Raw genomic sequence first — 16,325 nt, 5'->3', positions numbered from 1 at the left:
TTTCGGGACAATAATGAACGCGAAGATATGAAGTAAATAAATGAATGAAAATTGTTTTTTGGCACTAATGCATTGTCATATAGTGCTTTAGCTTAATTTTCGACAACTGAATTGAAATGGGTGTGATCGAAAATGAACAAAATGAATAGCCGATTCATTTTTCAAAATAGAAATGAACAATTCGAACGGGCATTGCGACGCATTCTATGATTAAAATTGCATCAAAGTAAAATTTTGACATCTCAATTCCGTTCATATGAAATGCACATCTACCCCGCCAGGAAAACTTAAAAAATCCTTTCTCGTCTTTTTAAGTATTATATTAGCTATAACGCTGATAAATCTAAAATCGTATGCCCAATCTCAACAACGTGTTTACGCGACGACCGCAGATGACGGAACTTTCGGCGTTTGTTTACTTTGTAGCGTATCGGCCCCAGGTCAGGCTGTGGATAACAATGTAAATACAGCATCGACTGTTACTGCCGGAGTCAGCTTGTTAGGAGGAGGAATATATCAGAACCTGATATTTCCAGCTGGTAACTTACCTGGAAATAACACCGGAGTAGTAGTTAAAGTATCTACGGGCACAACTTTATCACTAAGTGTGCTTGGTGCCATAAAAGTTCAGGCCTATTTTAACAATACGCCGGTAGGCGTTGTCCGCGATGGGGGAACAGCTTTATTAAATCTTCTGGCAAATGGGAATCAGGCGGAGATCTTTGTACCCGGTCCTGGTGTACCTTATAATAGAGTGCGGGTGACCGTGGATGGAGGGGCCTTGGCCGCATTAACTTCTATTAATGTTTTCCATGCTTATTATCTGCAGAATACCACAAACATAAACTGCGATGCACCGATAGATGAATTACATGGAATTTCCGGAACTGTTGGTGCACTTGGTGGGGTAAACAATGCGGCGAATGCCATAGATGGTGTTGAAAGTACTTACGCAACTTTAGGATCTGCATTAGGCCTGGTTGGCTTTGCTCAGGAAACTGTTGTTTTTCCGGGTTTGTCTGCAGCTACAGATTCGGTGAGGATGCTTGTTTCATCGGGACCAACGCTGCTCTCTCTTGAGTTACTGGGCTCGGTTAGCATAGAAACTTTCAACGGCAATGTTAGTAACGGACTGGTCCCTGGTACAGGCGGCTTGCTGAAGCTTAGGTTATTGAGCCCGGGAAGTAGCATCGGTGTACTGAGTTTTGCACCAGGCGTTCCCTTTGACCGGGTTCAACTGAGAATCGGTGGAGTAGCCAGTTTGCTAAATTCCATTAATCTCCATGAGGTTTCCCGTTCGATGGCTTTGCCAACAATAATAAATATAAATAGTACGGCTTCAGCAACTGGTATTGCATGTACAGGTGACGGAGTAGTTTTAAATATCAATTCACCTGAAGTAGGTGCCATCTATACCTGGTATACCCAGGCTACAGGAGGTACAGGAGTTACAGGTACAAGTTATACCCCTACAGGTTTAACGACTGGTGTTAATAATTTTTATGTATCTGGAAAAAGAAATGGATGTACTAATGAATCTCCACGCAAGCTGGTAAGTATCACTGTAAATAATCCAATCCTGCCGGTAGTCTCAACTGTTACTCCTATATGTAGCGGATCTAAAGCAACCTTGCAAATTGGTGCTCCGGTTGTCGGAGAAACTTATCGTTGGTATGATGCTGCTGTTGGCGGAACATTAGTATTTACCGGAGAGACTTTTTTAACACCAATATTAGCAGCTAACACTAGCTATTATGTAGAGTCTGTAATTGGTGCTTGTTCCAGTGCACGTCAGCAGGTAGATGTAACCGTCAACCCACTTCCGGCAGATGCACAGGTTTCTTCAACGAACGTAAATATCTCTACCGGACAAACAGCAACACTTACAGCAACGGCGCCAACAGCTGGAAGTACCATCAACTGGTATACAGTTGCAACAGGTGGAAGCCCGGTTGCAACGGGAACCAGCTTCACTACTCCGGCGCTAACTGTAAATACTACTTACTATGTAGGCACACAAAGTGCTGGTGGTTGCCTAAGTCAAAACAGAGTTGCAGTTAATGTGATCGTAACGAATGTCACTCCAGGGGTAACCTGTAAATCTGCGAATGCCCAAAGTAATGGTATTCAGGGAATCTGTATCGGCTGTGAAGTGTCGGACCCTAATTTTTCAGTAGACGCAGACCCTCTTAATTTTAGTAGCATTCGTCTTGCGGTGGGCGTATTAGGGGTTGGTTATCAAAAATTGATTTTTCCTACGGCAGGTGTACTAACAGATAGTATCCGTCTTGATTTAAGATTACCTGGAAACATCGTGGATCTTTCCCTTCTTGGAGGAATATCTGTGAATGTGAAGAATGGCAATGCTACGGTAGCATCTTATGATCTTAACTCTGCGCTGATACATCTTACGCTTTTGGGTGGCGACCGCTTTAAAGTAACTGTTCCTGCGGGTGGAGCTTATGATGCTGTAGAAGTACGCTTCGGTGCGGTACTCTCAGCAGTAACTGCACTTGATATTTTTGGTGCAGAAGTTATTTATCCAAAACCAACTGTTGCCGCTGCAGGTCTTAACATTTGTTCAGGTGCATCGACTACACTGACTGCAACCCCAAATGGTGGAACAGATCTGAAGTGGTATGCCGATGCAACCGGTGGTGTGGCCCTTGCTACAGGAAATACATTTTCTCCGGCAAACCTGACTGCAACCACTACCTATTATATAGAGGTAGGTAAAGGAAGCTGCGTAAATACAGAACGCGTGCCTGTTACAGTAAATGTAAACCCGGCGATTGTTTTTGCAACCGCACCTTTAAGTAATGCCACACTTGCTTCAGCTTATTCAAAACAAATTCCTGTTGCTACCGGAGGAACACCAGCATTTAATTATACACTGGCTCCAGGCAGTACACTACCTGCGGGATTAACACTATCGGCAACCGGACTGATTTCCGGAACGCCGACTGCAGTAGAAGGACCTTATACATTTTCTGTTCTGGCAACAGACAGTAAAGGTTGTACTGCGACCGCTGCATATAACTTAAACGTAACTGCTGGTTTATCTCTTCCGGCTGCAACCCTTCCAAACGGAACGGTAAATACAGTTTATCCAACACAAACCCTTCCGGCTGCAACTGGCGGAACAGGTCCATTTACTTATGTTGCTACTAACCTTCCTCCGGGATTAACCTTTGATCCGGTTACCCGTGAAATTACAGGTACGCCAACTCAAGCCGGAACTTATCCGGTTCATGTAACGGTAACGGATGTAAATGGAAATACTAAAACAGCAGACTATACCATTATTGTCAGAGACCCTCTTGCTTTACCTACGGCAACACTTGCCAATGGTACTGTAGGAATTCCTTATCCAACTCAGGCTATTCCAGCTGCGACAGGTGGGATCGGACCTTTTACTTACAGTGCTCCGGCAGCAAGTCTTCCTCCGGGATTAATCTTTGATCCGGTTACCCGTGAGATTACAGGTACACCAACCTTGGCCGGAACCTATACCATTCCGGTAACCGTTACAGATGGAGACGGAAAAACTACTACCAGAGATTATACCATTGTAGTAGGCAGCCCACTGGTTCTTCCTCCGGCAACACTTGCTGATGGAAATGTAAATGTGGGTTATACCTCGCAGCCTATTCCTTCCGCAACTGGTGGAACAGGCCCTTATACCTATGCTGCAACAAACCTTCCTCCGGGACTGACCTTTGATCCGGCTACCCGTGTCATTTCAGGCACGCCAACGCAATCGGGTTTATACTCAGTGAGTGTAACTGTAACTGATAATACAGGCACTACCGCAACAAATACTTATCCACTAAGGGTAATTGGTGCTTTGAACCTGCCAACAATGGTTCTTGCCGACGGTACAGTAGGAACTGTCTATACAGAACAGACTTTACCTGAAGTAACAGGCGGAACAGGACCTTATACTTATACATCAGCTGATCTTCCTCCGGGATTGAACTTTGATCCGGTTACACGTAAGTTAACTGGTACACCAACACAAGGTGGAACATTTACTTTCTCTATAACTGCGAAAGATGCAGCTAACAACTCAACAACAACAGCCTTTACGGTAAAAGTGAAAGTTGATGCGCCGGTTGCGGCATCAGTCAGCATCTGTTCAGGAAGCACAGCTACCCTGAGCGTAAGCAACACCTTACCGGGAGTAACTTATAACTGGTATGCCTCAACTGGAAATACACCTGTATTTACCGGAGCTACCTATACTACCGCTGCACTAAGCAGCAATACTACTTACTATGTAGAAGCGGTTTCAGGAACAGCAACAAGCAGTCGTACCGCAGTTACTGTAACTGCACGTCCAACTCCTGCATTAGCTGTAGTTTCTGCCGGACAATCCATCAGTGCCGGACAAACTGCTACCCTTACCGCTTCTGCTGAAGCAGGAAATACCATCAACTGGTTTACTACCCCAACAGGTGGTACTGCAGTTGGTACTGGTACCAGCTTCACCACACCAGCATTAAATACAACTACTACCTATTATGCCGAAACAGCAAACAGCACTGGTTGTGTGAGTGCCACCAGAGTTGCAGTTGTGGTAACTGTGACCAGCGGTCCGGTTAATCCTAACTGTAATGCAGCAACTGCTCAGGTAACAAAAATTGAATCTCTTCTCTGCTTACTTTGCGGCATAACTGATCCGGCTGGTTCAACAGATGCAGATCCTGCAACATTTACAACCATTAATCTTGGAGTTAATGTAGCCGGGGTCGCTTACCAAAAACTAATCTTCCCGAATCAGGGTGCAGCCACCGACAGTATCCGTTTAGATTTTGAAACTCCGGTAGGTCTTGCAGACATCGGGTTAATTAACGGTGGTACCATTACCGTTTATAATGGAAATACTGTGGTAAAAGTTTACCCGCTAAGTTCTCCTTTATTAAATCTTCAGCTTTTAAGCGGCAATAGAATTCTGGTTACAGTTCCTGCAACCGGCGCTTTTAATGCGGTCGAAATTCGTGTTGGAGCGGTGGCCAATTTGTTAAGCCGCTATAATATTTATGGTGCTTCTATCATCTATCCTAATCCAACGGTTGCTGCAACTGGCCAGACCATCTGTGCCGGAAATACAACAACATTAACTGCTACTGCAAATGGTGGTACTACTTTAAAATGGTACGATAGTGCCACCAGCGGAACAGTGTTGGGAACAGGTGAGACTTTCACTACACCTGCACTAACTGCAACAACAACTTATTATATTGAAGTAAGCAAAGCTGGTTGTGCGAATACTGTACGCGTTCCTGTTAAAGTAACCGTAACTGCCGCTCCAACAGCACCAGTGTTGGCAACTGTATTACCGGTATGTTATGGTTCTACAGCCAGCCTGGCAGTAAATGCCCCGGGAGCTGGAGTAAGCTATAAATGGTACACTGTTTCAACAGGTGGTACTTCAATATTTACCGGATCTACTTTCGTTACTCCGGCATTAACTGCAAATACTACTTACTATGTAGAAGCTTCGAATCCGGGATGTGGTACCTCTACACGTACCGCAGTTCCTGTGACCGTGAACCCGATCGTAACCTTACCACAGATTCAGGCTTCGGCTACAACTGTTGGTTCTGGCCAGACTGTAACTTTAAATGCAACTTCACCGGATGCAAATGTGACCTTTAACTGGTTTGATTCTGCAACAGCAACAACACCGAAATTTACTGGTGCAACTTATGTTACCGAACCACTTACTGCAACAACAACTTATTATCTGGAAGCAAAATCTAATGCAACAGGTTGTACTTCTGTGAGCCGTGTACAGGTGACGATTACAGTAGATAATAGTTTACCTAGCCCTGTTCCTTGTCAGGCGGCAGTTTCTGAAACACATGATGTGGTTGGTGTAGCATTGCTTTCTGCAATATTCAACCCACAACTGGCAATTGATAACGATACCAGAACTGGTTCTTCATTGGTGATGCCAGTTGGCCTTTTGGGTGCTGCGGTTTATCAACGCCTTGGTTTCGGTTCTGTATCCAGCATTGGAGATACTGTTAAAGTATTGCTAAGTGCACCAGGCAAATTGTTATCTCTGGGATTATTGTCCAGCATTCAGGTTGGAACCTATAACGGAGCAACAAGTAACAACGATGCCGTTTCTATTAATAATTCATTAATCCATCTGGAACTGTTAAGTAATAACAGTCAGGCTCTGATTAGCTTTGTGCCAACAGCAGCGTTTGATCAGGTGGAAGTTCGCTTAAATTCAGGTCTTGCAGGGGTACTTTCAACTGTAGATGTGAATTATGGAAGACGTGTTTTAGTCGCACCAGCATTAACTGCTGCTAACCCTACGATCTGTGCTACACAAACTGCAACTTTAACTGTACAGAATCCGAATGCTGCACTTACCTATAAATGGTATGACTCAAGATTACCGGCAGCAGTAGCTTTGGCTACAGGAACATCGTTCACTACTCCTGCATTAAACGCAACTACTAATTACTATGTAGAAGCCAGCAGTACTTCTGGTTGTGCGAGCTACAGAACACAGGTGACCGTAACCGTGACTCCTGCTCCGGCAGTACCAGAACTGGTAACAGCTAATATCAATACTTGCGTAGGAACGACGGTTACCTTAGCCGTGAAAAATCCATTAGCTGGAATTACCTATAAATGGTACGATGCTACCGGAGTTACTGAGCTTGCAACAGGAACAACATTTACTACTCCTGCGATAGCTGCAAGCATCAATTACCAGGTAGCTGCAGTATCAACGGCGTGTAATGTGCCTTCTGCTTCAAAAGCTTTAGCTCAAATTACAGCAACCGGTTTAGATAGCCCGGTAATTACGCCAACAAGTGCGACCGTAAGATCGGGATCTGCAGCAGCGTTAACTGCGTCATCAAGCACTGCAGGTGTCATCTTTAAATGGTACGATTCACAAGCTCCAGGTGCGACCCCGGTATTCACTGGTGCTAATTTTGTGACAGGTCCACTAACAAATACAGGTGCCACACCAATCGTATTTACTTACTATGTATCAGGAGAAATTGCTGGCGGATGTACATCTACCACGTTGACCACTACAACTATAACCGTATTGCCAGCTGTTAACCCGAATAATGACCTTCCTTGTGAAGTGGCCACTATTCAGAAAAGAGCAGGAGTCGATGGCGTAGCACTACTGGGAGGAGTTTTTAATCCTGGACTTGCAACAGACCTTAGTTCTACAACAGCTTCGTCACTGGTGATTCCGGTAGGACTTCTCGGTGCTTCGGCTTATCAGCATATCGGATTTACCGGTCTTTCCGTTGTCGGAGATACTGTCCGTATTGGTATCACTTCCCCTGGTAAACTGCTTACTTTAGCCGTTTTACCTTCTATAGAAATTACCACTTATAAAGATCTTGTAAGCAATGGTGATATGATGGTGCTGAGCAATAGCAATCCATTAATCAAACTGGAACTATTCAGTGACAATAGTGGCGGAGTTATTTCTTTTGTTCCTTCGAAACAATTTGATGGCGTAGAACTGAGATTAAGATCAGGTCTTGCTTCAGTTCTTTCGACTTTAGATTTTAATTATGCCAGAAGATCACTGGTTGTACCAACCGTATTAAGTGCAAACGTTTCTGCTTGTTTGGGAACTGCTGCAACATTAAGTGTTCAGAATCCAATAGCAGGAACTACTTACACCTGGTATAAAGGAACAGCGCCTGCTTCTGTCGGAACAGGAACTACTTTTGCAACAGAGACTACATTGACAGCAGGAACATATGATTACTATGTAACTGCAGACCGTAATGGTTGTGCAAGTGCGAAAACCAAAGTTACCGTAACGATACTTGCTGCACCAGATGCACCGGTAGAACTTGCTGGTAATCCGAAAACAACTTGTCCTAACGTTTCAGTATCACTTGGTGTGACTCCGGTAGCGGGTATCAGTTTCAACTGGTTTGATGCCTTAACAGGTGGAAATAACCTGGCAACAAATACCAGTACTTATACTACTGCTGCGAACCTGACTCCGGGAGTGTACAACTTCTATGTAGAAGCTTCGAATGCAAATTCATGTACCAGTACAGCTGCCCGTACAAAAATCACACTTACTGTTAACCCGCCTGCAACTCCTGCTGACATTACCGTAACAGGAGCTGATGCGCCATTGTGTAAAGATACCAAGGCAACTTTAACGGCGAGCAGTACAACTGTAACCGCTCCAGTATTTACCTGGTATAGGGATGCAGCTCTGACCGACCTGGCATTTACAGGTCCGTTATATGAACCGGTGATTACCGCCAGCACTACCTTCTACGTAAGTGTGAATGGTACCAATGTTTGTGCAAGCACTCCTGCAAACGCAAAAGTGGTAACCATTACGGTGAACCCACCTGCAATCGCAAGCGACATTACCGTAACAGGTGCAGGTGCTCCATTATGTAAAGGATCAAAAGCAACACTTACTGCAAGTTCAACTACAGTAACCAATCCTAAGTTCACCTGGTACGCTGATGCTGCATTAACTACTGTATTGGCCAGCACTGCCATCTATGAACCAACATTAACTGCAACCACTACTTTCTATGCAACTGTTAGTGGCGACAATAAATGTCCAAACCTGCCTGCTGATGCTAAAGCGGTAACCGTTACAGTGAACACTCCTGGTACAGCAGCAGACATTGCTGTTGCAGGAAATGACGCTCCGTTCTGTCTGGGAACAAAAGCAAGCTTTAAAGCCAGCACAACAACAGTAACCAACCCTACATTTATCTGGTATACCGATGCGGCCTTAACAACTGAAGTGTTCAGAGGAGCAACCTTTGAACCTACATTAACAGCAAGCATCACTTATTATGTAACCGTTAGCGGCGACAATAAATGTCCGAATGATCCTGCAGATGCAAAAGTAGTGGCCGTTGTGGTCAATACTCCTGCAACAGCCGCAGACATTACCGTTGCCGGAAATGATGTTCCATTCTGTAAAGGAACAAAAGCTAAATTCACTGCAAGCAGCACCACAGTAACTGCCCCGGTATTTACCTGGTACAGAGATGCTGATCTGACAGATGTTGCTTTTACAGGTCCGGTATTCGAACCAGTATTGAACGCAAATGCTACTTATTATGTAACTGTTCGCGGAACCAACAGATGTGAAAGCCTGAAAGCAGAAGCAAAAGTGGTAACTGTAGTGATCAATCCACCAGCAGTGTCCACAGACATCACGGTTGCCGGAAATAATGCTCCGTTCTGTAACGGTGCAAAAGCGCTGTTAACTGCGAGCAGTACTACAGTAACAAGCCCGGTATTTACCTGGTACTCTGATGCTGCTTTAACAACCGTAGTATCTACAGGACCAGTGTTTGAACCTACATTAACCGCAACAACTACATATTATGTAACCGTTAGCGGAACAAACAAATGTGCAAATCTATCTGGTGATGCAAAAATTGTAACGCTGATTGTGAACACGCCATCAGACGCCTCTGATGTGATCGTAACAGGAGCAGACCTTGCGGTTTGTGCAGGTGCAACCATTAAACTAACAGCAACCAGTACTACGGTAACAAGCCCTGTGTTTACCTGGTACACCGACGCTGCCCTGAGCAATGCGATATTTACAGGAGCAGTATTGGAAAGACCGGTTACCGCTGCAGTTACTTACTATGTAACGGTAAAAGGTGCTAACAAATGTGAAAACCTTGCCGGAACAGGTAAAGCAGTTGCAGTTTCAGTGAATCCACCTGCTACGGCTGCTGACATTAATGTTACTGGAAATCAAGCTGCCGTTTGTGCGGGAGCAAAACTGACCTTAACGGCTACAGCACCAACAGTAACCAATCCTAAATTTATCTGGTACAGTGATGCATCCTTAACAACCGAAGTGTTCAGAGGACCAATCTACGAACCAACAGTTACTGCAAACACTACTTATTATGTAACCGTTAGCGGAGACAACAGATGTCCAAACGGACCGGCAGATGCTAAAGTGGTAGCAATTACCACAAACACACCTGCTACCGCTGCAGATATTACTGTTGCAGGAAATGACGCTCCATACTGCGCAGGAACAAAAGCAACCTTAACTGCAGGTACAACGACAGTAACTAATCCGGTATTTACCTGGTATAGCGATGCCGACCTGACTACAGTAGTTGCCAATACTGCAGTATTCGAACCGACACTAACCAGTACCACTACCTTCTATGTAACTGTTCGCGGATCAAACAGATGTGAGAACCTAAAAGCAGGAGCAAAAGCGGTAACGGTAGTGATCAACCCACCTGCTTTATCAACAGATATCACAGTTACCGGAAATAGCAACGCATTATGTGCAGGCTCAAAAGCTTTATTGACAGCGAGCAGCACGACAGTAACCAGCCCGGTATTTACCTGGTATACTAATGCGGCCTTAACAAATGTTGCAGCTACAGGAGCGATATTCGAACCAACACTTACTGCAACCACTACTTTCTATGTAACCGTTCGTGGTGCCAACAGATGTGAGAATGCAGCAGCAGATGCTAAAGTGGTTACGGTAACAGTAAACACTCCGGCTGACGCTTCAGATGTAGTCGTAGCAGGAGCAGATGTCCCTGTTTGTGCTGGAACAACTGTTAAGTTAACTGCAAGCAGCACCACAGTAACGAATCCGGTATTTACCTGGTATACTGATGCTGCCTTAACTAATGCAGTATTTACAGGAGCAATACTAGAAAAAGTACAGAATGCAACCATTACTTATTATGTAACTGTAAAAGGAGACAATAAATGTGAAAGCCTTCCTGGCACAGCTAAAGTGATCACCTTAACTGTAAATCCTTTACCGGATGTACCAGTGATCGCAAATGCAAACAGCCTGGCTGTATGTTCGGGAGATGGAATCACATTGAATATCCAGAGCCCACAAGCAGGAGTTACTTTCGAATGGTACAATGCAGCAACAGGAGGTACCTTATTAGGTACCGGTACGAGTCTGCCAACAGGACCATTAGCGATAGCTACTGATTTCTACGTGCTTGCGAAAAGTGCTTCAGGTTGTGGTAGTACAACAGGCAGAGTTAAAGCAACAGTAACGGTAAGCCCTAAACCAGCTGTACCAACAGTAACTTCTGCTACAGCCACCGCCTGTCCTGGAAGTACCACCGTATTGAGTGTTTCTGGTCCGGTTCCCGGCATTACCTATAGCTGGTACGATGTAGCAACTGGTGGTACAGCACTGGGTACAGGTACCAACTTTACCACACCTGCAATTACTGCCGGTAAAACATTCTACGTAGGTGCATCAACCGCTACTTGTAGTAGCGATAGCCGTACCGCAGTGAGTGTGAGTGTACAAGTTTCTCCAAACGCACCTACTTCGGTGAATGGAGCAACAGACCCAATATGCGCCGGTAATACCACTGTCCTGTCTGTTAACAATCCGGATGCGGCACTTACTTATCGCTGGTATACTTCTGCAGCCGGAGGTACTTCATTATCCGAAGGAAGCAGTTTCACTACTCCTTCATTAGCCGCAACCACTACTTACTATGTTGAAGCGGTGAATAAAGCGACCGGATGTTCAAGTGCTACCCGTACATCGGTAGTCGTTACCATCCTGCCTAAACTGACTGCCCCGGTAGTATCAGTACAAGCAGCAACTGCAACAACTGTGAACTTCGCATGGGCTGCGGTAGCAGGAGCTAAAGGATATGAAGTCTCTGTTGACGGAGGAACAAACTGGATTGCACCAAGCTCAGGAGCTGCAGGATTAACACATCTGATCAGTGGTCTTAAACCAGATCAGGCAGTAACGATCAGGGTAAGGGCTGTAGGCCAGTTGCCTTGTCAGCTAAGTGATGCTGCAAGCCTGAACTCGAAAGCAGAAAATCCATTGGGTAATCAAATCTTTATCCCGAATACGTTCACGCCAAATGGTGATGGTAAGAATGATGTCTTGTATGTGTACGGAAATACGATAGCTAAATTGAAGCTTCGTGTCTACAACCAGTGGGGACAGTTCATCTATGAATCATTAAATGTTCAAAGCGGATGGGATGGAACCTATAAAGGAGAGATACAGCCTAACGGAGTATACGTATACATCGCAGAAGTAGAGTTCAATGACGGAACAAAAACAAGTAAAAAAGGAACAATAACCCTATTGAGATAATAAACACAATTGTTATGAAGAACCTAGTAAAAATTATAATAGCAGGAGCGTTTTTGAGTTTAGGAACGCAAAGGGTTATCGCGCAGATTGATCCTCATTTCTCACAATATTACGCACATCCACTGTGGTTAAACCCGGCATTGACCGGGGTAACCGATGGTGAGTACAGAGTCTCCATAAATGCGAAACAACAATGGGGCGGTGTTTCTAATTCATTCTTAACGGGGGGCGCGTCATTTGATATGGCCCCCGTTAAAAACCTCGCCTTTGGGGCTATGGTGCTGAACCAGAATGCGGGAGATATCAGTTATAACCACCTGAGTGTCCTGGCTTCTGCAGCCTATCGGATTCACTTTGGTGAAACCGGACAAAATATGGTCAACTTCGGTGTACAAGCCGGAATTCTGAACAAAAGTTTTGATGCTTCCAAGATTACATTGGGTAGTCAGTTTAATCCGGTAACGGGTTATGACCCTAATTTTGGAATCAGTGAATCTTTTGCTTCATCTAATACCCTTGTTCCAGATGTGAATGTCGGAGTGATGTATTTTGATGGAAACCCGGATCAGATGATCAACGTTTTTGCCGGTGCAACGGCCGCTCACCTAACCAGACCAATCGATAAATTTCTGGGAACAGACGTCCGCATGCCGATCCGTTACGCGGGTCATGGTGGTGCAAGGATTAAAGTAACCGACATGTTGGACATCACTCCGAATGCATTGTATATGAGACAGGGGAATGCGAAAGAAACCTCTGTGGGTGCTTATGCTAAAGTGATGTTGAACCCGGAAGCTGACCTAATGTTTGGAACGAACTACAGGGTAGATGATGCAGCGATTGCCTTCTTTGGCCTCAATATTAAAAACATGGTGTTTGGGGTGAGTTACGACTTCAATACCTCAAGTTTCAATAAAATGGCCCGTAGTCAGGGCGGTCTGGAACTGTCCATCTCATTCACCAGAAGAAGAGGAGTGACAGGCCCGAATTTCTTTTGTCCAAGATTATAATATAACGCGATATGAAACTTAAATTATTACTCGTCCTCTGCTTGCTTAGCAATGTTGTCAGTGCTCAATTTGTAACCAATAGCAAACGAGTTGCTGATGTTTATTACCTGAATAAGGAATATTATGCTGCGGCAGAATATTATAAAAAAGCGTTACAGATCTCGCCTGATAGCTCCGGTTTTGTGGTGCCTTATGGTTTTCAGACTAAACTGAAACAGGAGAGCCCAAAGAAAGAAGATTATGAATATAGTGTCTTCCAACTGGCAGAATCACTCAGGCAGTATAAGAACTTTACTGATGCAGAGAAATGGTATGCCATCGCTAAAGATTTCAATAACCCGAAATATATCCTGAGTACCTTTTGGTATGGGGTGACGTTAAGGGCCAACCAAAACTATACAGAAGCGATTACTGCTTTTGAAACTTTCCAGAAAAAATATACTGCAAAAGACGAATATGCAGCAAGGACTAAAACGGAAATTGCTTCCTGCCAGTTTGCCTTATATGAGGTGAGCCATCCACGCTTGTTTAAACTGGCAAGATTAAAGAATGACATCAACCAGGCAGGATCCAATTATACCCCTTTGCTAAGAGGTAATAATTTTTACTTTACCTCTTCCAGACCAATCGGAAGTGGAGGTAAAAATGTGGTGTTATCTGATGCAACGAGCAATTCAAAAGTTACGAGAAAACAGACGCCGTATGTAAATGCGATTTATGAAACTTCCGGAAACCCTTTAAAAGAAAGCATTTCAATCAAGAAAATTCCGGCAATCAGTAAAAATAAAGAACTTGCTACACCGGCTTTCCTTCCAAACGGAAAAGTAATGTTCATCACCGGATGGAGTGCCAAAGAAACCAGAAAGATTTATCAGCTGAATTCTGCCTCTGCTACAGGATCAGATTGGTCAGAACCCATAGAACTTGGAGGCAATATCAATGTGAAAGGATTTAATGCCATGCAGCCTTCAGTAAGTAAAAATGGTAAATATCTGATCTTCTCTTCTGACCGTCCTGGCGGGCAAGGAAAATATGACTTATGGTATTGTGCAATTCGTCCTGATGGATCACTTGGACAGGCTGTAAACATGGGCAGCACGATTAATACTCCAGGCGATGAAGAAGCTCCGTATTATAATGTGAAGACTAAAAAATTATTGTACAGCAGTAATGGAAAAGTCGGACTGGGTGGTTTTGACTTTTTTGAAAGTGATGGCGATTTCGACAGCTGGTCTGATCCGCGTAACCTTGGTTATCCGTTTAACTCTTCGAAGGACGATTTATATTTCACTCCTCTGGACGATAATGATGTGGAAGGTTATATCAGTTCAGACAGGGAATCCCTGTGCTGTCTGGAGATCTTTCATTTGAAACGCGAATACCTGAACATCAAGGGGGCGATCGTTGATTGTATCACCGGAAAACCATTAGACAATGTGGTGGTGACACTTGCGGATTCTATGCAACAGTTTAAATTTACAACAGGAGCGGATGGAAAATACAACTTCAGGCTGAACTCTAACCGTCAGATTAAAATTACTGCAGAGAAAGCCAAATACTTTATCAAAACCTTAAGCTATACCTATGATCAGCTGGCGCAAAAAGATACCTTGTTCAGCGAAGAGATCTGCCTGACTCCTTATGAAAAAGATAAACCAATTGTGCTTAAGGACGTACTGTATGAATTTGATAAAGCAGACCTGACCGCTGATTCAAAAGTGAAAATGGATTACCTGTACACGATCATGGTAGACAATCCAAAAATTGAAATAGAACTAAGTGCGCATACGGACAGTAAAGGAACACCGGCTTATAACCTGGACCTTTCCGACAGAAGAGCTAAATCATGCGTGGATTACCTCATTGCAAAAGGTATTTCACAAAACAGGATGACAAGTAAGGGCTATGGAATGACCATGCCGGTTGCGCCAAATAAACTTCCAAATGGAAAAGATAATCCTGCAGGAAGAGCACTGAACAGACGTACTGAATTCAAGGTTACCAAAAATTAAATACAAATTCTCAACTTAAGGCCCCGGTCTGAATATTTAAGATTTATGCTTAATATTCGGATCGGGGCTTTTACCTTTGCATCAAAAAGATATGCATACTGAAGCACATGTTAAAATGGTTGCGGATACCTTACTTCCGGGGTTCTTGCCAAAAGATCCCAATGAAAAGATACTCGTTTTTCATTTTACGTTACCTCCAAATGAGAATTATAAAGTTAGTTATCTTAAAACTGCTAAAAACGAATGGGTATTTAGCAGTTCGGAAAAAGTCGACAGATAGCAGGCCGAAATTGTTTTTTTAAGAAAATCGATGTTTTTGTTTACTTTTAACTGATATTCAGTTCTATAGCTGTTTTGGGTGTGAGGGCACCTCGATAGGGAAATGGGATAATATAGCGGATAACATGAATATGGCGTAGTAAAATAGGCTGATTAATCATCAAAGTGAGTAAAAATTGCCCGTATAGAATCATGGGCTTTTGCCAAAGCTTCTATTGGTCTTTAGGCTGGATGAAGGCATTTTGCCCTATTCAATCTGTTTATATTCACGATCTAGTTCTTCCTGTGTGCCAAATAGATAAGACCTCCCAATAGGTATGGTAATTGTTAAAGTGTATACGACTAGATTTTAATAAATTGGAAGATAACATAGGAAATACCTTGGTTCCGTCGGACGAAGAAGCCCGATTGGAAAATTTAAAAAAGTATAAGATTCTATATACTAAAACTGAGCCTATATTCGATCAGTTGGCTGCGCTTACTGCAACAATGATGAATACTCCCATTGCAATGATCAACTTTGTTGACCGGGATAAAGTATGGACTAAAGCAGACCAAAGCGGGCAGGTAGGACTGGAAGTAGACAGGGAAGTGAGTTTGTGCTCCCTTGCGATCTTAAACGATAGTGTGACGGTCTTTGAAGACCTGATCCAGGATCCATGCCTCATCTCGAATCCCCTCATTGTAGGAGAGTCCGGATTGCGCTTCTATGCTGCGACTCCCATTACAACAAATGAAGGCTTTAGAGTAGGTGCAGTGTGCATCGTAGATAAGAAACCAAGAACATTCAGGGATGAGGACCGGAAGAAGCTGGAGCTGATCGCATTGATGGTGAGAAGAGAAATGAACAAGAGGGTAGGGATCGCAGAATTTGAACCTCAAACTGCATAA

At 43.9% G+C, this 16,325-nt stretch carries 5 protein-coding genes; all 5 read left to right on the top strand.

What is annotated here, in order from left to right:
- Positions 1-256: 256 nt before the first annotated feature.
- A complete protein-coding gene (locus BUC20_RS31455) occupies positions 257-12,133 on the top strand; it encodes an Ig-like domain-containing protein (protein ID WP_084529465.1) in 11,877 nt (3,958 codons plus the stop codon).
- 14 nt (positions 12,134-12,147) lie between these two features.
- On the top strand, positions 12,148-13,143 hold the full coding sequence (locus tag BUC20_RS31450; protein WP_073238131.1) for a PorP/SprF family type IX secretion system membrane protein: 996 nt from the start codon (positions 12,148-12,150) through the stop codon (positions 13,141-13,143).
- 11 nt (positions 13,144-13,154) lie between these two features.
- Entirely contained in the window at positions 13,155-15,155 is a 2,001-nt protein-coding gene (locus tag BUC20_RS31445) for an OmpA family protein (protein ID WP_073238128.1), read from the top strand.
- 91 nt (positions 15,156-15,246) lie between these two features.
- Positions 15,247-15,435: a hypothetical protein gene (locus BUC20_RS31440; protein WP_073238125.1), complete on the top strand. Its 189-nt coding sequence runs from the start codon at positions 15,247-15,249 to the stop codon at positions 15,433-15,435.
- A gap of 356 nt (positions 15,436-15,791) precedes the next feature.
- The gene (locus BUC20_RS31435) at positions 15,792-16,325 is read left to right on the top strand and encodes a GAF domain-containing protein (protein WP_073238122.1); all 534 of its coding nucleotides are present in this window, start codon (positions 15,792-15,794) and stop codon (positions 16,323-16,325) included.

Source organism: Pedobacter caeni, assembly GCF_900129215.1.
GTDB lineage: Bacteria > Bacteroidota > Bacteroidia > Sphingobacteriales > Sphingobacteriaceae > Pedobacter > Pedobacter caeni.
This window is presented reverse-complemented; position numbering and strand designations above follow the sequence as displayed.

Coding starts and splice junctions, on each gene's coding strand:
- BUC20_RS31455 (WP_084529465.1), top strand. CDS start 257: ATGAAATGCACATCTACCCCGCCAGGAAAACTTAAAAAATCCTTTCTC.
- BUC20_RS31450 (WP_073238131.1), top strand. CDS start 12,148: ATGAAGAACCTAGTAAAAATTATAATAGCAGGAGCGTTTTTGAGTTTA.
- BUC20_RS31445 (WP_073238128.1), top strand. CDS start 13,155: ATGAAACTTAAATTATTACTCGTCCTCTGCTTGCTTAGCAATGTTGTC.
- BUC20_RS31440 (WP_073238125.1), top strand. CDS start 15,247: ATGCATACTGAAGCACATGTTAAAATGGTTGCGGATACCTTACTTCCG.